Below are 22,604 nucleotides of genomic sequence, written 5' to 3'. Positions count from 1 at the left end.
AAGGAGGATCAATACTTAACATGTGTAGTTTTGTTTTCAATATTATTCAACGATTAACAACTGCTGTTAGCAAAGGGCAAAAACTTTTTCTGTTTTTGATATTAAGCTGTACATTGCCAGTATGCTATGCCGATACGTTGTACTTAACCTCTTTGCACTGGCCACCATATGCTGGCAGTCAGTTGAAGAATGAAGGCGCGAGTATTGCTATTACTCGTGCAGCATTGGCAGCCGTAGGGCATGAAGTTCAGGTTGATTTCTATCCTTGGAGCCGCGCAGTGAGAATGGCATCGAGGGAAGATTCAAAATACTCTGGCTATTTGCCTGAGTATGCGTATCCAACAGAAAAGTTTGTCTTTTCATATTCAATGGGCAGTAGCCCCCTAGGGTTAGTCGAGCAAAAGCGTCATCCGATTAGTTGGTCAAACCAGAGCGATCTAAATCAATACACCATTGGCGTTGTCCAGGGGTACGTCAACACCGAGCAACTCGATAACATGATTGCTCAAGGTGTACAGCCGGCTGAAGCAGTGGCGTCCGATATTCATAACATAAAAAAAGTGGTTTCAGGCCGCATTGATGCTGCTGTAATCGATGCCCATGTACTGGGTTATTTACTTGGCCAACCAGATATGAAGTCGGTCGCCAGCCGAGTGCAACTTAATAAGCGAATATTGACCCAAAAAGAGCTTTATATCGCCTTTAAAAACAATGCTGAAGGTAAAAAATGGCGCGACCTTTTCAACCAAGGGCTAGGCAAAATTGACGTGGACAAAATACTGCAAGAAAACATGGCGCAATAGATTTCGTCATCTGCTTGACCTCACTTTGTCTTATTCGTCGTTTATTTTGTTCTCATAACTTCTCAAATGGCACCACTTTACCATGCAAGCAGCGCCGACAGAGCTACAAACGTTACTAGATTTGATAGATAGTTATCCGCAGTTACATGCTAAGACGCTGACAAAGGTGAATTTAAAAAAACAGAGCTATCCGGTCATCTGTGCTGAATTGGGGGCAAAGGGGGGAAATGTCCCCTGTGTATTATTTGTCAGTGGAGTACATGGTGTTGAGTTAATTGGTATTCAAGTGGTCATTGCCTTACTTGAAAGCATCCTTTCTCGACTTGAATGGGATTGTCAGTTACAGCAGTTATTAACCAAAATAAAGATCGCTTTCGTGCCAATTGTTAATCCTATTGGTTTACTTCGCAGTACTCGGTGTAATGGCCATCGAGTGGACTTAATGCGAAATGCACCCATTGAGGCCGAGTCAAAGGTGACTTTTCTTGTGGGTGGGCAAAAACTATCATCTCATCTGCCATGGTACAGGGGGCATCAAGGTGTAGAGCAAGAAACTCGGGCGCTGATCCAATATGTTGAATTGCTTAAGGCTTGCTCTACAAGTCTAATCTCTTTAGATGCACACTCTGGATTTGGTATGACGGATCACATATGGTTTCCGTTTGCAGGCTCTAGTAAGCCAGTATCTAGTTTAGGGCAGATTTATTATTTAGAACAGCTATATCAATCCAGTTACCCATACCATAATCACTACAGCTTTTCGCCGCAAAGCTTAATATATCGTACGCATGGAGATATTTGGGATTACCTCGCGGCCAATGAGAGTGATAAGCCTTTTTTACCATTAACACTGGAGATGGGCTCTTGGAGTTGGGTAAAGAAAAATCCACGGCAGGTGTTTAATTTTGCAGGATTATTCAATCCACAAAAACAACATCGACAAGTTAGAGCATTGCGAAAACATACAGTGTTTATGCAATTTTTATTGGATTTAGCAGCAAGCAGAGAGTTAGAACATATGAGTGCAGAAGGGTTAAAATTACAAAACCAAGCAGCTATTAACAGGTGGTTTCAGCGCTGATGAGTAAACCAAGCGTTAGTCATAGAACTAAGTGGATACTCCTGCGCGGTTTGATGCGCGATAAACGCCACTGGCATGACTTTGCTGTAATGCTTCAGGCGCAAGTGATGGCGCACGATATTGATATTATGGCTCTTGATAGTAGAGGGAATGGGGTTTTCAGTTCTGATAAAAGTCCATTGAGCATTACGGAGTATGCAGGTGCATTATTGGAACAGATAGAAGAGGGAGATAACTGTATCATAGGGCTTTCTATGGGGGGGATGATAGCCATTGAAATGGCACGTTTATCGCCAAAGAAAGTCAGTAAAGTCGTTATTATTAATACCAGTGCCGCTAACTTATCACCTTGGTATCGACGCTTTAGTATTTATGCCGTCATAGATGCGTATCGGACCCGCAATAGAGATAACGGGGTCGATTGGTCGGAAGCGACAGCGCTTAAATTATCCAGTGAGCACTTAGGAACTAGCCCTGCGATGGCAAAAAAATGGAGTAAATTGAGGCAGCAAAATCGGGTTCGCCTGCACAATGCCGTTCGTCAACTATGTGCGTGTGCATATTTTAAGTGCTGTGATCGCTTGCAACAGCCTATCTTTGTGTTTAGTGGTGTTTTAGACAAGTTGGTTTCCCCTGAATGCAGTCAATCTATAGCGGAACATTATCGATGTCAGCTTGTTGAGTTTGATAATGCAGGACATGACATTAGTTTAGACAATCCAGCTGCGCTTATTGCGCAGCTGAAAAAAGCGTTGCTATGACTGGTATTAAGCCTTTGCAACTACGGTTTGTCCGATAGGAGTTAAGCTTAAAATAGCCAGCTTTAAATGCTGTAGTGCAAACGGGATCCCTATTATGGTAATTGCACAAGCAAAAGCGTGCATAATATGACCAATAGTGAGCCAGATACCAAATAATAAGAACCAGATAATATTGCCCATCATACCAAAGGCACCAGTGCCCAAATCTTCAGTTCCAGTTAGTGCTCGACGGTTCACAGAATCTTGGCCAAATGGCCAAAATGTCATCTCTCCTATAACGAAACAAGCTCTGCCAAATGGTATGCCTATTATGCTGATAAAACAGAGTAATCCAGCTAGCCACCAAGCGAGTCCCATTACGAAACCGCCTAATACGAACCAAGCTATGTTGAACACTAAGCGTAATACCGCCATTTAAAAACCCTCAAGTAATTAGTTAACAGTCCAAAGGACTTTGCTAACTTCAATAATGCCATTATCATGCCAATAATTAAGGTGTTGTATTAACTGTTTTTTTTGTTTTGTAATTGTCTATGATTGTGACTTTTACCAAAATTTAGTCTTTTTTACGCATTGGAGTCTGAACTCGGCGCTGTTAAGCGCTACAATTGATTATCAATAGATTGAAGAGAATAGCTGTGCTGATTAACACGCCAATTGATAGTATCGAATTTAACGCGGGACGTGTTTTTGTTAAAAGAGATGACTTACTGCATAAAGAGTTTTCAGGCAACAAGGCGCGTAAATTTGCCTATTTTTTAAATCATGAGTTCCCAGATATCACTCGACTGGTTGGCTATGGTTCCCCTGTGGCAAATTCACTCTATTCAATGTCAGCGTTAGCTAAATTAAAAGGCTGGCAACTTGACTTCTATACCGACCATATCGCCGAACAAGTGCTGAAATCCTCGAAAGGTAACTTTGTTGAGGCGGTCTCTAATGGGGCAAACGTTATAGACTTGTCACTTATTGAGGATAGGAACAATAGAAGTTGTAGGGCATATATAGAACAAGTGGTGATCCCCAATGATAACCAAGCGCTGTTCGTCCCCGAGGGAGGGCGATGCCTTTATGCTAGAGAGGGGGTACATCAACTGGCTAAGGAGGTAAGTGACTGGTTTTCGCAGAGAAAATTGACAGAATTAACTGTCTTTTTACCGTCAGGTACAGGTACAACGGCTGTTTTTCTTAATGAGTACTTTGTACTTTATGCCCCCAGTATTTCGGTAAAAACCTGTGCTTGTGTTGGTGATGAAGCTTATTTATCCCAGCAGTTTTCTGAGTTAATCACAGATGTTTCATTTCATCCTCAGATAGTGAAAACAGATAAGAAATATCATTTTGGAAAGCTGTATCGAGAGTTTTATCAGATTTGGCAAAAAGTTACCGAGCAAGGGATAGAGTTTGAACTGTTGTATGACCCAAAAGGCTGGATGTGCGTAGAAAAGCTGTTATCAGATTCTGAAGACACTAATATACTATATATTCATCAAGGTGGTTTATTGGGTAATGCGACCATGTTACCGCGTTACCAACGTAAGTATCCTGCAACTTAATGCAATAATTATACTGTTATGAGGTGGTTTATCATTGAGAGGGTGGGTATCCACTTGGTTAGGCTGTTTACCTGAAAAGAGGTAAAGCCTGAACCAAATGAAGTTAACTAAATAGCTGAATATGTTTCAGTCCTATTCGTTTGCCTATGAAGACAAACTATCGATACGAGTGAGAGGAAATGTATCGAAAAGTCGGTACTACAGATTTAAAACTTACTTACTTGAAGACAACAACCAGTTCATAAATTTAAGCGCTTCAGTACGCTTTGAAAAAGTCTGTCTATTTTTACCTTGACTGTCAGTAAAGGCGATTGATGATTTGTTGACAGAAATTGAGTCTACTGGAAAGTTAACGGTAATTTCATGTCCATTTACTAGGTATGACATATGGTCACACTCCTTTTTATTAATGCTACCAATATTGGTAGTGTTTTATAACGATAGAATATCCTTAGCATTTTTGCGAAAGATGAATTTAAGTTCCATTCGAGATTACTCATCTTTTTATGCTTTTACAAGTGGCTTGTTGGGCAGTTTTGTTAACGAATATATCGTTAAGATCACAAATACTGAACTATTCTCAAGCTGCAACGAAGTAAAACATAAAGATATGACAGTAAAATGACTGCCGATTAAGATGATTGAACCTGTTGTGATAACGCTTATGTGGGGATCGAACGACGAATCGTGGACTTTACAGAAGGCGGTGAAAGTATATCAAAAAAGGGTATATCTCTAAAACAGGCTGCATTATATCCAGTCAATACTACTTGTCAATACATAAAGTACACATATAGTTAATTATGAAGTGTTAACAGTAGGTTAAACCATGCTAGTTTTAACCTAAGTTCTACGTTGTTGGCTGTAAAGGAGTCTATTAATGACAAGGATTATTTTATGTATTGTGCTGATCTTGCTAGCAATCAATATTTCCACTGCAGATGCGGTGGCACCTGGGCTCGCAAGCGCAGTTAAAACAGATGCTGAATCGATAGAAGAACCCAGTACGAGCAGTGAAAAAAACACTAGCTATGATTATAAAGACAGCTTGTTTAGGGACACTCCGAGAGGAACGATAGAAGGGTTCTTTGAGGCGACGTTTGAGCAGAACTTCGATAAAGCAGCAAAATATCTAGATCTACGTTACCTGCCCGACGGGATGTCAAAGGAACTCGGGCCTGAATATGCAAAGCAGTTAGTGGCGATTATTGAGCGTAATATCTGGGTTAACCTTGAAGAGATAAGTGACTTACCCAGTGGTGCAAGTGACGATCAACTACCAAATTATCGCGACGCATTTGGCCGGGTAGAAGTAAAAGGCAACCAAATTACACTTTTATTGCAAAAAGTTCCCGATAAGCAAATAGGTAAAATTTGGAAAATTTCAAATGCTACCGTCGCCAAAGTACCAATGCTATATAGCGAACTCGGCTATGGCCCCATTGTTGAATGGTATGTACAGAACATTCCTAAAGGGCACCTTTTTAAACTGAACTTGTGGGAATGGGCGCTACTGATTAGCTACCTTATTCTTGCATTACTGGTTGTTATTCCGCTGACTTGGCTTGCAAAACAACTGATTCTTCGCAGCCAGTACCAATATAAAGCTGATTTAGCCCATTTAGTTGTAGGACCTTCTCGGTTGTTATTAGCACTATTACTAGACCGTGCATGGATGGCAAACACCACACTTTCGGCAAATGTAATGGCGGTCGTCAATACTGGCTTCTTATTAGTTATTGCAGTTATTTGGTTTATTTGGAGCTTGACCGACGTATTGCAAAACAGTTTACGTTTGCGTTGGATAAATCAAGGCAAGAGTCAAACAGCCTCGCTGTTGCGGCCACTCGCTAATTTTATAAGAGTGATTCTTGTTGCGCTAACTATCTTGATTTGGCTGGAGCATTTAGGCTTTGATGCATCAACAATTCTTGCTGGGTTAGGCATAGGAGGCGTTGCAGTTGCACTTGCTTCTAAACAATCTATTGAAAACTTCATCGGAACGATCACTCTATATTCTTCAGCGCCAATAAGAGTAGGAGACGTTGGTCGGTTCAGTTCCATCACTGGCACAGTTGAGGAGATTGGGCTGCGCTGTACTCGGATTCGGACAATTGATAGAACGGTGATAAATGTACCAAATGCACGATTATCTGAAATGGATATAGAAAATATATCAGAACGGGAGAAAATTCGTTTTAAAACTGATATTAGGCTGGATTATAAAACCAATACTGAGCAGTTACATGGGATTATTGATGAGATAAAAAACTTACTTGTAGAGCATGAAAAAGTGGATGAAACACCATTAAGGGTGACCTTTAAGGGCTTTGGATTACATGGTCTGCAACTGAATGTTTTTGCTTATATAGGCACAACAGATTTTGCTGAGTTCCAATTGGTTTCAGAAGCGCTTCATTTCGGAATTATGAATATAGTGGTCAAACATGGTTCGCGGATCGTTCCAGTGGTGCCTATCGCACCAGAGTAATTGAAAGTGATGATAAAAAGGCCGCAGAATGCGGCCTTTTTAGTTTCAAGCGACTTGTAATACCAATCAGTATAAGAAGTTGCTCCGTTCACTTTGTGATTGAATATTTTGCATTATTTCCACTCTGCTTCTTAATATCGCCAAAACATAGATTTAAAGGCTCTGGTAATGCAGTACGCAAATCTGCTTGAATTGGATCACATAATTTACAATTCACATTGAGTTGGCTGTGATTTCGAACATAATGTTTTAACTAACAGTTGTAAACTTGAATAAAATCCGTGAATTAAAGTCGATTTGACCTAGTTATCTGGTGGACGATATCGTTATAATCATTGCTCTAAACGTACTTTAGCTGGAAAACATTATGACGCAAATGCTTGCAAGTGTAGATCAACGTACGAAACTCGTCGGTGAGAATCGGCTGGAGCTGTTGTTGTTTAGGATCAGCGTGACTCAGTTATTTGCGATTAATGTATTTAAAGTTAAAGAAGTGGTTAGAGTGCCATCATTGAGTGCCATGCCTGGTAGTCACCCAAGTATTATCGGTGTTGCTAATCTTCGTGGTCTAGCTATTCCAGTCATTGATCTTCGTAAAGCAATTGGTTTCAGGCCTTCAGCTGTGTATGAGCAGAGCAATCTTATCATTACTGAATATAACCGTTCTGTTCAGGGATTTTTAGTCGATAAAGTTGAGCACATCGTCAATTTAACCTGGAGTGATATTTTGCCACCGCCTAAAACAGTTGGCCGTAACAATTATCTCACTGCGATAACCCGAATTGATTACCAAGATAAGCAGGAGCTGGTTTCTATCATTGATGTCGAAAAGGTTTTGGCTGAAATTATTCAATACGATATTAAGCTATCAGATGGAGTGTTAGACGAACAGCTGCTGCCATTAATGCAAGGTAAAAAGGTGCTTATCGCAGATGACTCCGCCACTGCTAGGCGTCAAGTGAGGGAGACTCTTGAACAACTCGGGCTCGAAGTTATTGAAGTTTCTGATGGTTTAATGGCACTTAATCAATTACAACAATGGTGCGATAGCGGTATAAACGTCTCCGAGCATATTATTATGTTGATCACAGATGCTGAGATGCCTGAGATGGACGGCTACAAGCTGACTCATGAGATCCGTAAGGATAAACGCATGAGTGATCTTTACATCACGTTAAACACTTCTTTAAGTGGTAGTTTTAACAATGCAATGGTTGAGAAAGTAGGTTGTGATCGTTTTATTTCGAAGTTCCAGCCAGATCTACTGGTTGAGGTTGTGCAAGATAAATTGCGCCAGTCAGAGGCTTTGCTGACGCAATAATTGAACGGCTAATCCTGATTTTCTAGCTTTAAATCATTGATAACCTGCCGTTTAAGCTCTGGAGTTGCAGCGATATTGATCTGTGCGACACGAATTGCAAAGCCAAAACGTTGTTTACCGACAATACTAATAATATCTTCTAAAAAGCGTTTATCGAGTACAAATTGTTTGGCATAGAATTTAATCGCTTGGGTGACTGAACTGTAGTTAACCCCATCAAAACTAAAGTCAGCACCATAGCCAAAGTCTTCAAGGGGGACGCCATTAAGACTCAATGGCCAAGCAGGATAGTTGACTCTGTCTCTCGCTATCTCATACATCATCCATGCGCTTTTCTTAAAGCCACCAAAAACTTTATCTTCAAATTCTGACTCTTCAAGTTCTTGTTTAGTCCAGTTCACGCCAATAGCGAGATGCTTTTCATAGATCCGCATCAGCTCATCCTTAACGGCCATTTTGCAATCCCAGATAGAGGTTAGCTTGTGTTGTTTAGCTATTTTGAAACATTCCTTACAGGCTGGAACCATCAGTGAGGGATGAGGAGTGTAATGTTCTTTAGTGTAGCTAAGCTGCATCGAACTAGGCTCACCACAAAACCAGCACTGATGCCTGCGATCAAATGGTATGTCTATTAGCGGGGCGAGTTCAAACAATATGCATCACCTATTAAATACAGCTTTTATTTAAAAATAAAGCGCTCAATCTTGACGATTAGCGCTTAATTTAACTTTGTTTTGGGTTTTGTGATGTTTACTCTTCTTCAACATTAACCAGTGAGGTTGCCAGTACGATAGGATCAACTTCAAGACACTCTTGTTCTGCGACCCAATCTAACCCAACGAGCACGCCATCATCGTTTAAATCACCAACCCAATACTCTAAAAACTCTTCAAGAGTAATCGCCACGGCGCTGTATGCTTGCCACTCATCAGTGCAATGGCTTTTAGCTTGTGCTTCTTCAGACCATAAAGGCATCACATCTGTCGCTTCAAATTCAGATGAGTCACATACAACCCAACCTTCACCTGTTTCATCTTGCAGGCCCCAAACCACTTGGTGTTGCTTTACATTGTTGATAAAGCTTTCTAAAGCTGGAGTCATCTCAGTCATGATTAATCTCTTTTGGTTAATGAAAGATATTGATTATCTCTATTGGCAGTAGTCTGCAACTGCGGATAACATTTGGCAAGTTATTTAACTGCTTTCGATTGTTTAACTGCGTATTTGATGCCTAAGCAGCGCAAGCTTAGCAGGTAAATTGAGCAGTCAAACCAAACTAGCAAATTTACCGCTATAACAGTCTCGATTTAGTCTATATTAGACGACAGCTATGGCGTTTTATCCGTTAATCGGTCTAAGGCTTTTTTGCATCGGTTTAATGAATTATAAATCATCTATAGAGTCGTTTTTTTAAGGTAAGATTAATCTTTTAACCTCACAGTAATATGTGTACTCATCGGTTAGTGTCATTCATTTTTGGGAGTCTTCTATTGTTTAAATTAATCCCCCTAGCAGCAACGCTTATTTTTAGTAGTTCTACCGTATTGGCTTCTGTCGCTTCCCCTGATTGGGCTACATGTGTTGCTAACCTTCAGCAAACAGCTAAAGCTCAGGGGTTATCGCAAAGTACTATCGATAACACTTTGGCAAATGTTAAATTTGTCCCAAGAGTTATTGAGCTTGATAGCCAGCAACCGGAATTTAGCTCATCGTTTGAAAATTACTTTACTAAGCGAGTGACCGACTGGCGTGTTCAGCAAGGACGAAAGCTATACAAAGAGCACAAGGAGCTACTGCAACGTTTGGCAAAGGAGTACGGTGTTCCACCGCAGTATTTGTTAGCCTTCTGGGGACTAGAAACTAACTTTGGTTCTTACAAAGGTAAAATGTCTGTGCTCAACTCGTTAGCGACCTTGGCGTGTGATCCTCGTCGTAGCCGATATTTCACTACCGAACTGATGCAAGCATTAAAGTTAAAAGAGCAATACGGTTTCGATGAAAAGCAGATGGTGGGTTCTTGGGCGGGTGCGATGGGTCATACTCAGTTTATGCCATCTGCTTATGCGAAGTATGCTGTCGACGGTGATGGTGATGGCAAAGCGGATCTATGGAACAGCACCGAGGATGCACTTTCATCAGCGGCCCATTTCTTACAAAATTTAGGTTGGAAACGCGACGAGCGTTGGGGGAGAGAGGTGAGTCTGCCAAATGACTTTTCCTATGCTTATCTTGGCCGAGCGGAAGCGCAACCCTTAACTAAATGGGCGGAGCTTGGTTTAACGCAAACCAATGGCAACCCTTTAAGTACACCAGACATGCAAGCTTCTCTTTATTTGCCTTCAGGCCATACGGGTCCCGCTTTTTTAGGCTATGACAATTTTGATGTCATTATGAAGTGGAATCGCTCTACGTTTTACGCAATAGCTGTTGGGCATCTAGCTGATAGAATTAATGGTGCTGTAGGGCTTAATGTTAAGCCACCCAAAATGCCAAATTTGAGTCGTGCAAGGGTAAAGGCACTGCAAAGCCAGCTTAATGCGCTGGGTTTCGATGTTGGCAAACCAGATGGTATCTTGGGATCAAAATCGTTAAAAGGGCTGCAAGCATTCCAAAAAGGTAATGGTTTGGTGGCTGATGGTTATCCAAACGAAGCTACCTTTAAAGCACTCGGTGTCGAATAAGCGCTCCCCTCAATACAAGATTTACGATTCAAAAAAAAGATGCAACCAAAAAGATTGCATCTTTTTGGTTGATATATTAGATTGAATTTATTCAATAAAGTTATCGACTGGATGGTATCTTAATCTATGGACAACCTCTCCCACGCTCAAAGGCAGCGTCTCGCTTTTATCGATTTTAGTTTGCAGTACTTTGGTCAAGTTTCTCGTCAAGATCTGATCAATAAATTCGCAACAGGCCTAGCAGCGGCCACTCGAGACTTTCAGAGTTACAAAACACTAGCACCGACAAACATGCGTTTGGTACACCAGACTAAGTGCTATCATCGCCTGCCAGAGTTTAAAGCGCTATTTTCCCATGAGCCTGAAGCGATATTACATGGTCTAGCCAAAGGTTTCGGTGATGGCTTATCACACCCGGTCAAGCCAAGTGCAGTATGTATTGATGCGATACAGCTTATTCACCCAAACACAGACATCATTGCGGCATTAATGCGGGCTATTCAAGCCAAACAAGCATTAGCAATAGAGTACGTGTCGGTGTCATCAGGTAATAAACCCAGAGAGATAGTCCCTCATGCCTTGGTAAATAATGGCCAGCGTTGGCATGTACGAGCTTTTGATAGAGCAAACCAACTGTTTACGGACTTTGTCGTGACACGTATTAAAAGTGCAGTGCTTTCAGATGCAAGTGTTAAGTACCTAGAGAATTGTGAGAATGATAAATACTGGCAGCAAGAAATTGAACTTGAACTGATTCCTCATCCTTCATTGGCTCATCCAGAAGCGATAGAACTTGATTATCAAATGGAAAACCAACGCTTAATGTTGACATGCCGAGCATCGTTAGCGGGATATTTACTGCGCCAATGGAGTGTAGATTGCTCTGCGAAACATAAGATCACATCTGGTGTATGCCAACTTGCTTTGGCCAATCATCAGGTATTGAGCCAAATTGAACATTTAGCCATTGTGCCGGGAGCACAATCCTAATAAGAGATAACACTAGTGGCTTTGAATGACTTTTGTTAAGCTCACGCAACAAAATTTGAGTTAAGGATTACCATGAGTATTAAAGATGATTCTGTAGTGCAATTTAACTACACATTACGTGATGAACAGGGCGAAGTTTTAGAGAGCAACGAAGGTCTTGATCCTATTGCGTACCTTCATGGTCACGACAATATGATGCCGGGTGTTGAGAATGCACTGGTTGGTAAAGAGGTGGGGGCTAAGTTTTCTGTCACATTGCCTGCTAGTGAAACTTACGGTGAGCGTAACGAAGATGCAGAACAACGTGTATCAGTTAAACACCTGCAAGGCGCTAAAGTATGGAAGGCTGGAATGCGCGCTTTGATCAGCACAGATCAAGGTCAACGCCAAGTGACCATTATTAAAATGGGCAAGTTCATGGCAACTGTGGATGTTAACCACCCACTAGCAGGTCGGGAATTAACATTTGACTTAGAAGTTGCAGAGGTACGTGACGCAACCTCTGAAGAGATTGCCCATGGACACGCACATGGAAAGGGCGGTCATCAGCACTAAGCTGAATTGTCGTAAGAAAAGCCCAACTGTGTTGGGCTTTTTTAATATAGCGCTAAAAATGGAGACCATAAATGATCATTGAGTTTAGTAATGGAAAAATAGTGCTCACAGCATTTGAAGTGCAAGTCAGACTAAATAGTCAATGTCACTTATATGCCATGGTGGAAGACATTAAATTCCACCAAGATGCATTAATGATGATTGCTGACGCAGGCGCGGTGCGTTGGAATCTTAAGCTCGACAATGAGCAACAGTTACTGCAGATCAAAACCGAGCTTGGAGTAAGTTAACTCTTTGCGCATTAATTTGCGTTCGACCATGGGGCTGATTGAAATCAATGTCCGGTCCTGTAGGGACTATCCTAGTAGGGTTTATCATCTCATGGCTAAAATAGTAATGCTGCTTAATGTGCTCAAAGTTTACCGTTTGTGACACTCCATCCATTTGATAAATTTCTTTTACATAACCAAAGAGGTGAGGGTAATCGGCTATGCGTTGTTTATTGGTTTTAAAATGTCCAACATAAACGGCATCGAATCGAATTAACGTGGTAAACAAGCGAATATCAGCTTCTGTAAATTCATCTCCAGTCAGAAAACGTTGGCTCGCGAGTCTTTTTTCTAACGTGTCTAAAGCTGTGAAAAGCTGTTCAAATGCCTCATTGTATGCGACTTGAGTTGTGGCAAAGCCCGCCTTGTAAACGCCATTATTAATACTGTCATAGATCCAGCTATTAAGCTCATCGATTTCTGCACGCAGGGTTTGAGGATAAAAATCACAACTGTTATCAACTAAATGATTAAATGCGCTATTGAACATGCGTATGATTTCAGCTGATTCATTGCTGACGATTGTATTTGTATGCATATCCCAGAGAACGGGGACCGTCACTCGGCCGTTATAACTAGCATCAGCTTTTTGGTAGATCTGATAAAGAAAGTCAGCAGCGTTTAATTTATCAACATCAGCGCCTTCAATATGATGGGCGATAGGGCTTTGTTTGCTACCAGAAAACTCCCAGCCATTAGTTAACATATGTGGCTCAACAACGGTTACACCAATGATCTCTTGTAGACCTTTAAGCTGTAGGTATATCAGCGTTCGATGAGCCCAAGGGCAGGCGAGTGATACATATAAATGATAACGATTACTTTCTGCTTTAAAGCCAGTAGAATTTTCATCTAATGGTTTACCATCTTGGGTTATCCAATCTCTAAAGCTTGATTCAGAACGTGTAAATTTTCCACCGGTTTCCTCAGTTGGATACCACTTATCGACCCACTGACCGTTTTGAAGCAATCCCATTTTATTAACCTGTTCTCTGCTATTTCAATTTAGTCAGCTTAGTTCCATCGTTAGCAGGATTAAAGTGCATTTTGTTGCTCAAACCTTTCTATTTAATAACAATATAGGATGTTTCTAGCGAGACTGATATCATGCAGTAATTATGTTTGGACTAATCAAAACGAAAGGAAAGTCATGCTAGATAAGCCGTTAGAGAGAATTGTTGTTGAGCCGCCAGTTACAGCTACATCTTGTGTTATTTGGTTACATGGTTTGGGGGATTCAGGAGCTGGCTTTGCACCAGTAGTGCCAGCGTTAGGGTTACCTAGTGATCACAGTGTTCGTTTTGTCTTTCCTCATGCGCCAGAACAAGCGGTTACTATCAATAGTGGCTACATTATGCGTGCCTGGTATGACATAAAGAGTATGGACTTGCATGACCGCGCGGATATGAGTGGAGTGCTTGAAAGCGAAAACTTAATTAATGCGCTCGTGGATGAACAAATAGCCCTTGGAATTAACCCAGAACGGATAGTGCTTGCAGGTTTTAGCCAGGGGGGAGTAATGAGTCTATTTTGCGGGTTAAGGCTTAAGCAAAAACTCGCCGGGATCATGGCTTTATCTTGTTATTTACCCACTGGCGACCGAATGCCTGCAGATCTGTCTATTGAGAATTGCTCAACGCCAATATTGCAGCAACACGGTACCCAAGATGAAGTGGTGCCGCTAAATGCAGGTATAATGGCATTCGAACTGCTGAAAAACGAAGGTTATGCCACTGAATGGCAGACTTATGATATGGGCCATAATGTGTTACCTGAACAGTTACGAGATATCTCTAAATGGTTGCAAAAGGTACTTAATTAAAATTAGTGAAAACTAATAGCTTGTTATTTGTACAGCTCGGCGTTGCCAAATAAGGTAACGCCTGTTCTCAATTAGAAACAATCGATTCTATATTCCACATCCTTTAACGTAATGAAATTATTTGTTTTAGTTTCTAGTATTGGTAACAACCTATCTATTAGTAGTAGATAATTAATTCACTCCCCCTCCCCCTGTTCTGTAAATGATACAGCCTGTGAAACAAAATGCTTAAAAAAGAGTGGTTTGGATCATCTTATGTAATGAATGTGACACAAATAAAGCATAATCTTTGCTAAGATGATTCACGGCGTAAATAGGGTTATTTCTGCCGAATATATAAAATGTTGCAAAAACATAAAAATAATCAAGGGGTTGATTGTAATGAAAAAGACTTTAATTAAAGGACTAATCGCGACTGCTGTTGTTACGGCGTTAACAGCATGTGGTAGCGATAATGATGACAATAAAGAAGTTGTATTGCCTGCTACGTGTGCAGAAGCTGGCGAAGCTTGTACTATCTTCACTGTACTACACACTAACGATAACCATGGCCGTTTCTTCGAAAACAAATACGGCGAATATGGTATGGCTGCGCGTAAAACATTGATCGATCAGATCCGTGCCGAAGTGGAAGCGGCTGGTGGCGAAACTATTTTACTATCTGGTGGTGATGTAAACACTGGCGTACCTGAATCAGACTTGCAAGATGCTCGCCCTGATTTTGTAGGAATGAATTTGATGGGTTATGACGCCATGGCAGTCGGAAACCATGAATTCGACAATCCTTTAACTACGGTTGACATGCAGCGTGAACTGGCTGACTTTCCAATGCTTGCGGCAAACATCTATGATAAAGAGTCGGGTACTCGTTACTTCGATGCCTATAAAGTATTCAATGTAAATGGTATTCGTATCGCAGTTGTTGGTTTAACAACTGAAGACACTGCTAAAATTGCTAATCCAGAATTCGTTAGTGGCCTAGAGTTTACAGATCCGAAGGTAGAGCTTAAGAAAGTTATTAAAGATATTAAGGATGCTGACGAAGCTGACCTAGTGTTTGCAACGACTCACATGGGTCACTATGCTGATGGTGCTCACGGCAATAACGCGCCGGGTGATGTAGCACTTGCTCGTGCGATGGCTGAAGGCGAACTTGCTGCCGTCATAGGTGGTCACTCTCAGAATCCTGTTTGTATGGAAGGTGATGCATACGATCCAGAATTTACTGCAGGTGCAGAGTGTAAGCCAGACGTTCAGAACGGCACATTTATCATGCAAGCTCATGAATGGGGTAAGTATGTTGGTCAAGCAAATTTTGAATACTTCAACGACAAACTGCATTTAGCAAGCTACAAGTTAATCCCTGTAAACTTGAAGAAGAAAAATGAAGAGGGCGAGCGCGTATTAATTGGTGAAGCAATTACTCCAGATGCTACAGTGCTTGAAATTTTGCAACAGTACCAAGATAAAGGTCAGGAAGGTCTATCTGAAATTATCGGTTCTACAGATGGTAAGCTAGAAGGCGATCGTGGCGTAGTTCGTACCCAACAAACTAACCTTGGTCTGCTAATTGCTGAAGCTCAACGCTCTAAAGTGGATGCTGATTTCGCAGTGATGAACTCTGGTGGTGTACGAGACTCTATCGAAGCCGGTGAAATTACCTACAAAGATGTTCTTACTGTCCAACCGTTTGGCAACTCTATCACTAAGAGTACACTTACAGGTGCTGAGATTACCGAATACCTAAACGTTGTAGCTACTGTCGATATTGGTGCTGAAGGTTCAGGTGCTTACCCGCAACTTGCTGGTATTAAGATGGATGTGGATTGTGCAGCGAAGACTGTTACAATCAATGACATTAACGGTAAAGGCTACGCTGCAGACGCCATGTATAGCTTCACGGTTCCTAGCTACAATGCCGCAGGCGGTGATGGCTACCCTGAACTGACTCCTGTAATGACTGGTTATGTTGATGCTGAAGTGATGTACACCTACATTAAAGATATCGGTGACATTAAAGTTGCAGACTTTGCGCCTGTAGATGGTGATATTCAGTTCTTGAACAGTAACAGCACTATGGCATGTCAGCTATAATGCATTAAGTTCGATTGAGAAAAGCAGCCTAATGGCTGCTTTTTTATGCTAGTTGCTCATTGAATGCAAAAAATTGTAGATAGCAGAAACTTTAAAAATAATTGTTAAGTGTCCCTTGAAAAGCAAAATATTGGCTACATATATTAATTATGGAACGCTCAAAGAGGTTCCTAGCTGACCAAATTACGATGCCTTCGGGGTCGATAAAGTTAGTGAAATTAGCCCGGTGCGACCTCCACTCATATGTTGAATAAGTCGGCCAATAAAATTACCTATATTGCTTTATAAAAGGATATATCATGAGAAATTACGACCTAACACCACTTTACCGTAGCGCTATTGGATTTGACCGTTTGGCACAACTTGCTGAACATGCCGCGTCAAACAAAGGCAATTCAGGCTACCCACCCTACAATATCGAACTGCTCAATGAACACCGCTATCGCATTACCATGGCCGTTGCGGGATTTACCATGGATGAACTCGATATCACCAGTGAAGGGGATAAGTTACTGGTAAAAGGCACCAAAGCAGAGCAGAGCGAAGAGCGTAAGTACCTATATCAAGGTATAGCTGAGCGCGGATTTGAGCGCACGTTCCAGCTTGCAGATTATGTTACTGTCATTGGCGCAGATCTTGAAAATGGCTTACTTAATATTGATCTTAAAAGAGAGATCCCTGAGGCATTAAAGCCTAGAAAAATTGAGATAGGTAGTTCAAGAATATTAGATGCAAAATAAATAGCCCTCTTGGCTAATTATTGAAAAGCTGAATATAAAAAGGGAGTCTAACGACTCCCTTTTTAATGGATGAGGGTTACATATTAAGCACGCATCGATTTTTCACCGCGAGCTAGGCCTACAACGCCTGAGCGTGAGATCTCAACCACCTTGGTAACATCTGTCAGTGCAGCAATACAAGCATCAAGCTTCTCGCTAGTACCAATGAGTTGTACTGTATAAAGGCTTTGAGTGACATCTACGATTTGCCCACGGAAAATATCAGCAAGGCGTTTAACTTCCTCTCTGTATTCTCCCTTAGCTTTCACTTTTATCAGTGCAACTTCTCTTTCTATATGCGCTGACTCAGTAATATTCGACACTTTCAGCACATCAATAAGCTTATGAAGTTGCTTTTCAATCTGTTCTAGAATGGCTTCATCTGCATTGACCGCTATCGTTAAACGAGACAGTGTTTTATCTTCTGTTGGCGCAACGGTTAGGGTTTCAATGTTATAGCCACGCTGAGAAAATAGCCCTACCACACGAGAAAGTGCGCCCGATTGGTTCTCTAGTAATACACATATAATCCGACGCATTAGCTTTTCTCCGTTTTACTCAGCCACATTTCATTCATCGCACCACCACGAATTAGCATTGGGTATACGTGTTCTGTTTCATCAACATGAATGTCGACAAATACTAGTTTGTCCTTCATCGCAAATGCTTTCTCTAAGCCTGACTCTAGCTCAGCAGGATCGCTGATAGTCATTCCTACGTGGCCATATGCTTCGGAGATTTTAGCGAAATCCGGTACTGAATCCATATAAGATTGTGAATGACGACCAGCATAAATCATATCTTGCCACTGTTTGACCATGCCTAAAAAGTGATTATTCAGGTTAATGATTTTGACTGGAATATCATACTGCAGCGCTGTGGATAGCTCTTGAATATTCATCTGAATAGAACCATCTCCTGTTACACAGATAACGGTTTCATCAGGTTTCGCAAGCTTTACCCCCATGGCGGCAGGTAAACCAAAGCCCATGGTGCCGAGACCGCCAGAGTTTATCCAACGACGTGGTTTATTAAAAGGATAATAAAGTGCGGCAAACATCTGGTGCTGACCTACATCAGAAGCAACATATGCATCACCATTAGTCAGCTTGTGCATCATTTCAATCACTTGCTGTGGTTTAATTTTCTCTTTAGATGTTTGGTAATCTAAGCTTTTACGGCCACACCATTGTGCAATATCGCTCCACCAATGGTCATTGGCTGCAGGATCACTAATGCCAAAATCATTAGCTTCTATTTGCGCAAGCATCTCGTCCAATACTTTATCGGCTGAACCAACAATTGGGATATCAACTTTAATCGTTTTTGAAATTGAAGAGGGGTCAATATCAATATGCAAGATGGTGGCATTAGGGCAGTACTTTTCAACGTTATTGGTCGTTCTATCGTCAAAACGAACCCCAATACCAAAAATAAGATCGCTATTGTGCATGGTCATATTGGCTTCATAGCAGCCGTGCATGCCTAGCATACCGACGCTATTTGGGTGAGTGCCAGGAAATGCACCAAGCCCCATTAATGTGCTTACCACTGGGATCCCAAGTTTTTCTGAAAGTGCTAAAATTTGGCTGTCACAGCCTGATATAACGGCACCACCGCCAACATACAGAACCGGCTTCTTAGCTGCTAATAGGGCTTTTAGGCCTCTACGGATCTGGCCTTTATGACCTGTGGTAGTTGGGTTGTAAGAGCGCATCGAAATATCTTCAGGGTACTGATATTCATGCAATATTTCTGGGTTCATGCAATCTTTAGGTACATCAACCACCACAGGGCCTGGGCGGCCGCTAGCTGCAATGAAAAACGCCTTTTTGATAATCGCGGGAATGTCTCGAGGATCTGTGACTAAAAAGCTGTGCTTAACAACGGGTCTTGAGATACCGATCATGTCACACTCTTGGAATGCGTCATTACCAATTAGACTGCTGTGTACTTGACCCGAAATGACAACCATCGGAATTGAATCCATGTAGGCCGTTGCGATACCTGTAATGGTATTGGTTGCGCCGGGACCAGAAGTGACCAACACAACACCGACATCGCCGGTTGCTCGTGCGTAGCCATCTGCCATATGAACAGCCGCTTGTTCGTGTCTAACTAGGATATGTTCAATGTTGGATTTTTCATGCAGAGCGTCATAAATATCTAAAACTGATCCACCTGGATAGCCAAAAATATGTTTAACGCCTTCGTCGATAAGAGAACGGACAACCATACTGGCGCCTGATAGCTTCTCCATAATATTTCCTTTCTAAGTTACCGCTACGGTATGCAGTATCTAGCTACAGCGACGGTAATCGCTCTAATAATTAAGCTTGGACGGTGATCCTTGCCTCGTTTTGCTGTGTCTCTCAAAGATAAACATTAATCACAGACTACCTGTGCAGCAATGGCTTTTTGAAGCCAAGTTCATCATATAAAATACTCAAATGATTACAAGCAGAGAATAGGATTAAATCGTTCTAAATGAAGAATTTTCAATATCGTTTACAGGAAAGCCTTTAGATAAGTGAATAACTTAAGCGGGAAATGATAAAAAGTTGTACAAGCAAGGGTAAACAGACTCAGTGGCTTATTCCAAGCTGAGTCTTTATTTCATTTAACCCCTAGGTTCGCGCTTACCCAGTAATTGGCATAAACCAACCAAAATGACTGCAGCAAGCATTAAGGCCGAAAATGGTACTGCGGTACCGGTGTAAAACAGTGCTAATAGTGGTCCAGCTACAGCACCAAACCCAAACCTGAGTGTACCTATTACAGCGGTAGCTGTGCCGGTTTCTTGTTGGAATTTCATCAATACGATAGCGTCAGCATTGACAGACATTACACCTAAACATGCCATGAGCGGCAACAACATGATGACGGTGAACAGATAGTTAAGATCTAGCATATTAACTAACAGCAAGCCACTTGCTGCGAAAACGCCCATGATGGTCGATGCTCGCAGCATTCTTTTTGAACCGTAGCGCCCAACTATCTTGCTATTGACGACATTGGCAAGCATCAATGCACCAACATTAATGCTAAACAGAATCGCAAAAAGTGACTTATCTAAACCAAAAACTTCCATATAGACGAAAGGGGAAGCTGTTAAATAACAGAAAAAGGCGAACGAGGTTAATACACCACAGGTAATGTTGAGCTTTACGCCGGGTTTTGTGAATACTGTGGCATAGGCACCAAAAAAGGATTTGCTGCTGCGGCTCATGGAGTCAGAGTCACTTGGCATGTTTAATTTAAGGCACACTAAGATAAGTAAAGCACAAGCATAGAAGGCGAGAATGAAGAAAATAAGGTGCCACTCGCCCAACTCTAGTATCAAGCTACCAATACTAGGCGCTATAAGCGGCGCTAGCATCATGATCAGGCTTACATAAGACATACCTTTGGCGGTGTTTTTGCCATAAACCTCTTTGATGTAGCCTGGAACAACGACAGTTGCTGCTGCGCCAATAAAGGCTTGGAAGAATCTGAGTGTTAGAAAGGCCTCTATTGATTGCACAAATGCTAATGCAAAGCTGGTTATCATAAAACCTGTGAGTCCTATTATGACCATTTTTCGGCGACCATACCTGTCAGCCAACGGGCCAAAACATAGCATTCCTAACGCATAACCTGCCAGATATAAACTGAGAGACTGCTGGACTAGAGTTATGCCTGTATCAAAACTGTTTGCGAGTGTTGCCATTGCTGGCAAATACATATCGATAGCGAGCGGCGTAATCGCGACAATTGCGGCGAGCATGGGGATGAGCAGAGCTAAGTTTGGCATTCCAACGTGGCTAGTTTGCTTTTCAGGCGTGTTTTTCAATTATACCTCTTTGATGTTGCGGGTTATACGATGGTTAAAGCTGGGACAAACTTACTCGTAAGTCGATAAGATTTGACTGTATTAAAGAAAAGAGTTGTCGGTACTGCTGGCTAGGATTAGCCCACCTAAAACCTATAGCGGGACAATAGAGTGGGTAACGACACTATAGTACCGTTTTCAAAACATTTAACCAATCAAAAATCAGTGTTAATCATTCTAAAAAGTCGCTCTATTTGTAATACCAATTGTATTAAAAGTTTGACCATTCAGCGGCGATTCAAAACGCTGTGCGCAAGTAGTGGGGTTTGAACTAATAGTTATTCTATATCCAAAACCTATAATGAAGCATACAACGTTTTGACCCCCGCACTTCGTGAGCACCTCAGTCTTTCCACTTCTGCTTTGCATTGTGTTAAAAGGGAATAACCATTTCTTTACCAAAGCGCTTTGAATTGAAAAGGCTGAGGGGGCTCTGAACTGGTCAAATACTTAATGCAATTGGTATAAGCATCTATTAATACCAATTCCATTAAAAGTTTGACCATTCAGCGGGAATTCAAAACGCTGTAGGAAAGTAGTGGGATTTGAGCTAATAGTTATTCTATATCCAAATCCCATAGCGAATCATACAGCGTTTTGAAACCCGCACTACGTGAGTTCCTCAGTCTTTCCACTTCTGCTTTGCATTGGCTTAAAAGGGAACAACCATTTCTTTACCAATGCGCTTTGAATTGAAAAGACTGAGGGGCTCTGAACTGGTCAAATACTTAATGCAATTGGTATAAGACAATGAAGAAGGTTATACCTACCAGAAGCTGCTTTCTTCCTGAGCGTTAAAGCTGTTTTTATTGTGTGAACTTAGCGACTGCTAAAATCTTAGATAGAGAATGAAAGCGCCGTTACCGTGGAGTCATTAATGATTTTACCTTAAAACTGCTAAATTTCGGCTGAGTGATCAAATCTTTATACTTATTAAAAATGAAAAACTCCGTTACTTTAACCGTAACGGAGTTTTTAGTTTCGATATGTATGCTTGTATGAGAGCTTAGGTGAGCGCTGATACAAACTAAGCAATAAACGAAGACTGCTAATTGCTTAAACGATTACCTTAGAATCCGCGAGGTAGTTGACCTTTACCGGCTAATTTTTCACGCCAAAGTTCTTTTGGTGTTTTGCCACCGCTCTTTGCCGCAGGTTTCGCAGCCTTTTTAGCTGGTGCTTTTTTAGCGGCAGGTTTCGCAGCTACTTTTTTCTCGGCTTTAGCTGCCACAGGGGCACTATCGCCACCCATTTCAGCCAACATCGCTTCTAAATCGCTGAAGCGTAATGATTTACCGCCATCGATTTTGTACCAGCTACCTTTCTGTTCAATTTTAACAGCTTGGCCTTCTTGCTTCGCAAGTGCAGCCTCAAGTGTGCTGATAACCTCTTCTTTGGTCAGTTTTGACATAATAATAACCTGTTTGTTTTTGTGTGTTACATGAAGGTTTGGCGTGATTTTATCGTTTA

General features: G+C 41.5%; 22 protein-coding genes. 13 read left to right on the top strand and 9 right to left on the bottom strand.

Annotated elements, in window-relative coordinates; genetic code table 11:
* Positions 1-20 precede the first annotated feature (20 nt).
* From SWP_RS12900 to SWP_RS12890, 3 genes are all read left to right on the top strand, one after another.
* Positions 21-803: a substrate-binding periplasmic protein gene (locus SWP_RS12900; RefSeq protein WP_020912943.1), complete on the top strand. Its 783-nt coding sequence runs from the start codon at positions 21-23 to the stop codon at positions 801-803.
* A gap of 82 nt (positions 804-885) precedes the next feature.
* Positions 886-1,884 (top strand): M14 family zinc carboxypeptidase, encoded by a 999-nt coding sequence (locus SWP_RS12895; RefSeq protein ID WP_044555907.1) that lies wholly within the window; start codon positions 886-888, stop codon positions 1,882-1,884.
* The gene (locus SWP_RS12890) at positions 1,884-2,645 is read left to right on the top strand and encodes an alpha/beta fold hydrolase (protein WP_044555906.1); all 762 of its coding nucleotides are present in this window, start codon (positions 1,884-1,886) and stop codon (positions 2,643-2,645) included. The genes SWP_RS12895 and SWP_RS12890 overlap by 1 nt, the downstream gene beginning before the upstream one ends.
* Before the next feature lie 6 nt (positions 2,646-2,651).
* Here the strand turns inward: SWP_RS12890 and SWP_RS12885 are convergent, their stop codons facing one another.
* Positions 2,652-3,059 carry a YccF domain-containing protein gene (locus SWP_RS12885; RefSeq protein WP_044555905.1) on the bottom strand — a complete coding sequence of 136 codons (408 nt, stop codon included), beginning with the start codon at positions 3,057-3,059 and terminating at the stop codon, positions 2,652-2,654.
* 224 nt (positions 3,060-3,283) lie between these two features.
* On the opposite strand from SWP_RS12885, the gene SWP_RS12880 reads away from it, so the two are divergent.
* Positions 3,284-4,201: a 1-aminocyclopropane-1-carboxylate deaminase gene (locus SWP_RS12880; protein ID WP_020912938.1), complete on the top strand. Its 918-nt coding sequence runs from the start codon at positions 3,284-3,286 to the stop codon at positions 4,199-4,201.
* 213 nt (positions 4,202-4,414) lie between these two features.
* On the opposite strand, the gene SWP_RS23905 is transcribed toward SWP_RS12880, so the two are convergent.
* Positions 4,415-4,588 carry a hypothetical protein gene (locus SWP_RS23905; RefSeq protein ID WP_020912937.1) on the bottom strand — a complete coding sequence of 58 codons (174 nt, stop codon included), beginning with the start codon at positions 4,586-4,588 and terminating at the stop codon, positions 4,415-4,417.
* Between the two features lie 493 nt (positions 4,589-5,081).
* Between SWP_RS23905 and SWP_RS12875 the strand changes: the two genes are divergently transcribed.
* Both SWP_RS12875 and SWP_RS12870 read left to right on the top strand, forming a co-directional pair.
* Entirely contained in the window at positions 5,082-6,692 is a 1,611-nt protein-coding gene (locus SWP_RS12875; RefSeq protein ID WP_020912936.1) for a mechanosensitive ion channel family protein, read from the top strand.
* A 367-nt stretch (positions 6,693-7,059) separates the two neighbouring features.
* Positions 7,060-8,013 carry a chemotaxis protein CheV gene (locus tag SWP_RS12870; protein WP_020912935.1) on the top strand — a complete coding sequence of 318 codons (954 nt, stop codon included), beginning with the start codon at positions 7,060-7,062 and terminating at the stop codon, positions 8,011-8,013.
* An 8-nt stretch (positions 8,014-8,021) separates the two neighbouring features.
* Here SWP_RS12870 and SWP_RS12865 read toward each other — a convergent pair whose 3' ends face one another.
* Positions 8,022-8,666: a hypothetical protein gene (locus SWP_RS12865; protein WP_020912934.1), complete on the bottom strand. Its 645-nt coding sequence runs from the start codon at positions 8,664-8,666 to the stop codon at positions 8,022-8,024.
* A 97-nt stretch (positions 8,667-8,763) separates the two neighbouring features.
* On the bottom strand, positions 8,764-9,123 hold the full coding sequence (locus SWP_RS12860; protein WP_020912933.1) for a DUF2750 domain-containing protein: 360 nt from the start codon (positions 9,121-9,123) through the stop codon (positions 8,764-8,766).
* A gap of 380 nt (positions 9,124-9,503) precedes the next feature.
* On the opposite strand from SWP_RS12860, the gene SWP_RS12855 reads away from it, so the two are divergent.
* From SWP_RS12855 to SWP_RS12840, 4 genes are all read left to right on the top strand, one after another.
* Positions 9,504-10,694: a lytic murein transglycosylase gene (locus tag SWP_RS12855; RefSeq protein WP_020912931.1), complete on the top strand. Its 1,191-nt coding sequence runs from the start codon at positions 9,504-9,506 to the stop codon at positions 10,692-10,694.
* A gap of 126 nt (positions 10,695-10,820) precedes the next feature.
* Positions 10,821-11,684, top strand: coding sequence for a WYL domain-containing protein (locus SWP_RS12850; protein ID WP_020912930.1), 864 nt, complete (start codon positions 10,821-10,823; stop codon positions 11,682-11,684).
* A 72-nt stretch (positions 11,685-11,756) separates the two neighbouring features.
* Complete coding sequence (locus tag SWP_RS12845) at positions 11,757-12,239, top strand: FKBP-type peptidyl-prolyl cis-trans isomerase (protein WP_020912929.1); 483 nt, start codon at positions 11,757-11,759, stop codon at positions 12,237-12,239.
* A 71-nt stretch (positions 12,240-12,310) separates the two neighbouring features.
* Positions 12,311-12,529: a DUF3389 family protein gene (locus SWP_RS12840; protein ID WP_020912928.1), complete on the top strand. Its 219-nt coding sequence runs from the start codon at positions 12,311-12,313 to the stop codon at positions 12,527-12,529.
* Here SWP_RS12840 and SWP_RS12835 read toward each other — a convergent pair.
* The gene (locus SWP_RS12835; RefSeq protein WP_020912927.1) at positions 12,504-13,544 is read right to left on the bottom strand and encodes a glutathione S-transferase family protein; all 1,041 of its coding nucleotides are present in this window, start codon (positions 13,542-13,544) and stop codon (positions 12,504-12,506) included. The two genes, SWP_RS12840 and SWP_RS12835, sit on opposite strands and share 26 nt — an antisense overlap.
* A 174-nt stretch (positions 13,545-13,718) precedes the next feature.
* Between SWP_RS12835 and SWP_RS12830 the strand changes: the two genes are divergently transcribed.
* The 3 genes from SWP_RS12830 (at position 13,719) to SWP_RS12820 (ending at position 17,224) form a co-directional block, all read left to right on the top strand.
* A complete protein-coding gene (locus SWP_RS12830; RefSeq protein WP_020912926.1) occupies positions 13,719-14,390 on the top strand; it encodes an alpha/beta hydrolase in 672 nt (223 codons plus the stop codon).
* A gap of 381 nt (positions 14,391-14,771) precedes the next feature.
* The gene (gene ushA, locus SWP_RS12825; protein WP_020912925.1) at positions 14,772-16,484 is read left to right on the top strand and encodes a bifunctional UDP-sugar hydrolase/5'-nucleotidase UshA; all 1,713 of its coding nucleotides are present in this window, start codon (positions 14,772-14,774) and stop codon (positions 16,482-16,484) included.
* Between the two features lie 299 nt (positions 16,485-16,783).
* The gene (locus SWP_RS12820) at positions 16,784-17,224 is read left to right on the top strand and encodes an Hsp20 family protein (protein ID WP_020912924.1); all 441 of its coding nucleotides are present in this window, start codon (positions 16,784-16,786) and stop codon (positions 17,222-17,224) included.
* Between the two features lie 83 nt (positions 17,225-17,307).
* Here SWP_RS12820 and ilvN read toward each other — a convergent pair whose 3' ends face one another.
* The 4 genes from ilvN to SWP_RS12800 form a co-directional block, all read right to left on the bottom strand.
* Positions 17,308-17,802, bottom strand: a complete 495-nt coding sequence (gene ilvN / locus SWP_RS12815) for an acetolactate synthase small subunit (protein ID WP_020912923.1) — start codon at positions 17,800-17,802, stop codon at positions 17,308-17,310.
* Positions 17,802-19,523 carry an acetolactate synthase 3 large subunit gene (locus tag SWP_RS12810; RefSeq protein WP_020912922.1) on the bottom strand — a complete coding sequence of 574 codons (1,722 nt, stop codon included), beginning with the start codon at positions 19,521-19,523 and terminating at the stop codon, positions 17,802-17,804. The genes ilvN and SWP_RS12810 overlap by 1 nt, the downstream gene beginning before the upstream one ends.
* Before the next feature lie 360 nt (positions 19,524-19,883).
* Positions 19,884-21,056 (bottom strand): multidrug effflux MFS transporter, encoded by a 1,173-nt coding sequence (locus SWP_RS12805; protein ID WP_020912921.1) that lies wholly within the window; start codon positions 21,054-21,056, stop codon positions 19,884-19,886.
* Between the two features lie 1,147 nt (positions 21,057-22,203).
* On the bottom strand, positions 22,204-22,545 hold the full coding sequence (locus tag SWP_RS12800; RefSeq protein ID WP_044556429.1) for a hypothetical protein: 342 nt from the start codon (positions 22,543-22,545) through the stop codon (positions 22,204-22,206).
* Positions 22,546-22,604 lie beyond the last annotated feature (59 nt).

The sequence above is a fragment of the Shewanella piezotolerans WP3 genome, from assembly GCF_000014885.1.
GTDB classification, from domain to species: domain Bacteria; phylum Pseudomonadota; class Gammaproteobacteria; order Enterobacterales; family Shewanellaceae; genus Shewanella; species Shewanella piezotolerans.
This window is presented reverse-complemented; position numbering and strand designations above follow the sequence as displayed.

Coding starts and splice junctions, on each gene's coding strand:
- SWP_RS12900 (WP_020912943.1), top strand. CDS start 21: ATGTGTAGTTTTGTTTTCAATATTATTCAACGATTAACAACTGCTGTT.
- SWP_RS12895 (WP_044555907.1), top strand. CDS start 886: ATGCAAGCAGCGCCGACAGAGCTACAAACGTTACTAGATTTGATAGAT.
- SWP_RS12890 (WP_044555906.1), top strand. CDS start 1,884: ATGAGTAAACCAAGCGTTAGTCATAGAACTAAGTGGATACTCCTGCGC.
- SWP_RS12885 (WP_044555905.1), bottom strand. CDS start 3,059: ATGGCGGTATTACGCTTAGTGTTCAACATAGCTTGGTTCGTATTAGGC.
- SWP_RS23905 (WP_020912937.1), bottom strand. CDS start 4,588: ATGTCATACCTAGTAAATGGACATGAAATTACCGTTAACTTTCCAGTA.
- SWP_RS12875 (WP_020912936.1), top strand. CDS start 5,082: ATGACAAGGATTATTTTATGTATTGTGCTGATCTTGCTAGCAATCAAT.
- SWP_RS12870 (WP_020912935.1), top strand. CDS start 7,060: ATGACGCAAATGCTTGCAAGTGTAGATCAACGTACGAAACTCGTCGGT.
- SWP_RS12860 (WP_020912933.1), bottom strand. CDS start 9,123: ATGACTGAGATGACTCCAGCTTTAGAAAGCTTTATCAACAATGTAAAG.
- SWP_RS12850 (WP_020912930.1), top strand. CDS start 10,821: ATGGACAACCTCTCCCACGCTCAAAGGCAGCGTCTCGCTTTTATCGAT.
- SWP_RS12845 (WP_020912929.1), top strand. CDS start 11,757: ATGAGTATTAAAGATGATTCTGTAGTGCAATTTAACTACACATTACGT.
- SWP_RS12840 (WP_020912928.1), top strand. CDS start 12,311: ATGATCATTGAGTTTAGTAATGGAAAAATAGTGCTCACAGCATTTGAA.
- SWP_RS12835 (WP_020912927.1), bottom strand. CDS start 13,544: ATGGGATTGCTTCAAAACGGTCAGTGGGTCGATAAGTGGTATCCAACT.
- SWP_RS12830 (WP_020912926.1), top strand. CDS start 13,719: ATGCTAGATAAGCCGTTAGAGAGAATTGTTGTTGAGCCGCCAGTTACA.
- ushA (WP_020912925.1), top strand. CDS start 14,772: ATGAAAAAGACTTTAATTAAAGGACTAATCGCGACTGCTGTTGTTACG.
- SWP_RS12820 (WP_020912924.1), top strand. CDS start 16,784: ATGAGAAATTACGACCTAACACCACTTTACCGTAGCGCTATTGGATTT.
- ilvN (WP_020912923.1), bottom strand. CDS start 17,802: ATGCGTCGGATTATATGTGTATTACTAGAGAACCAATCGGGCGCACTT.
- SWP_RS12810 (WP_020912922.1), bottom strand. CDS start 19,523: ATGGAGAAGCTATCAGGCGCCAGTATGGTTGTCCGTTCTCTTATCGAC.
- SWP_RS12805 (WP_020912921.1), bottom strand. CDS start 21,056: ATGCCAAACTTAGCTCTGCTCATCCCCATGCTCGCCGCAATTGTCGCG.
- SWP_RS12800 (WP_044556429.1), bottom strand. CDS start 22,545: ATGTCAAAACTGACCAAAGAAGAGGTTATCAGCACACTTGAGGCTGCA.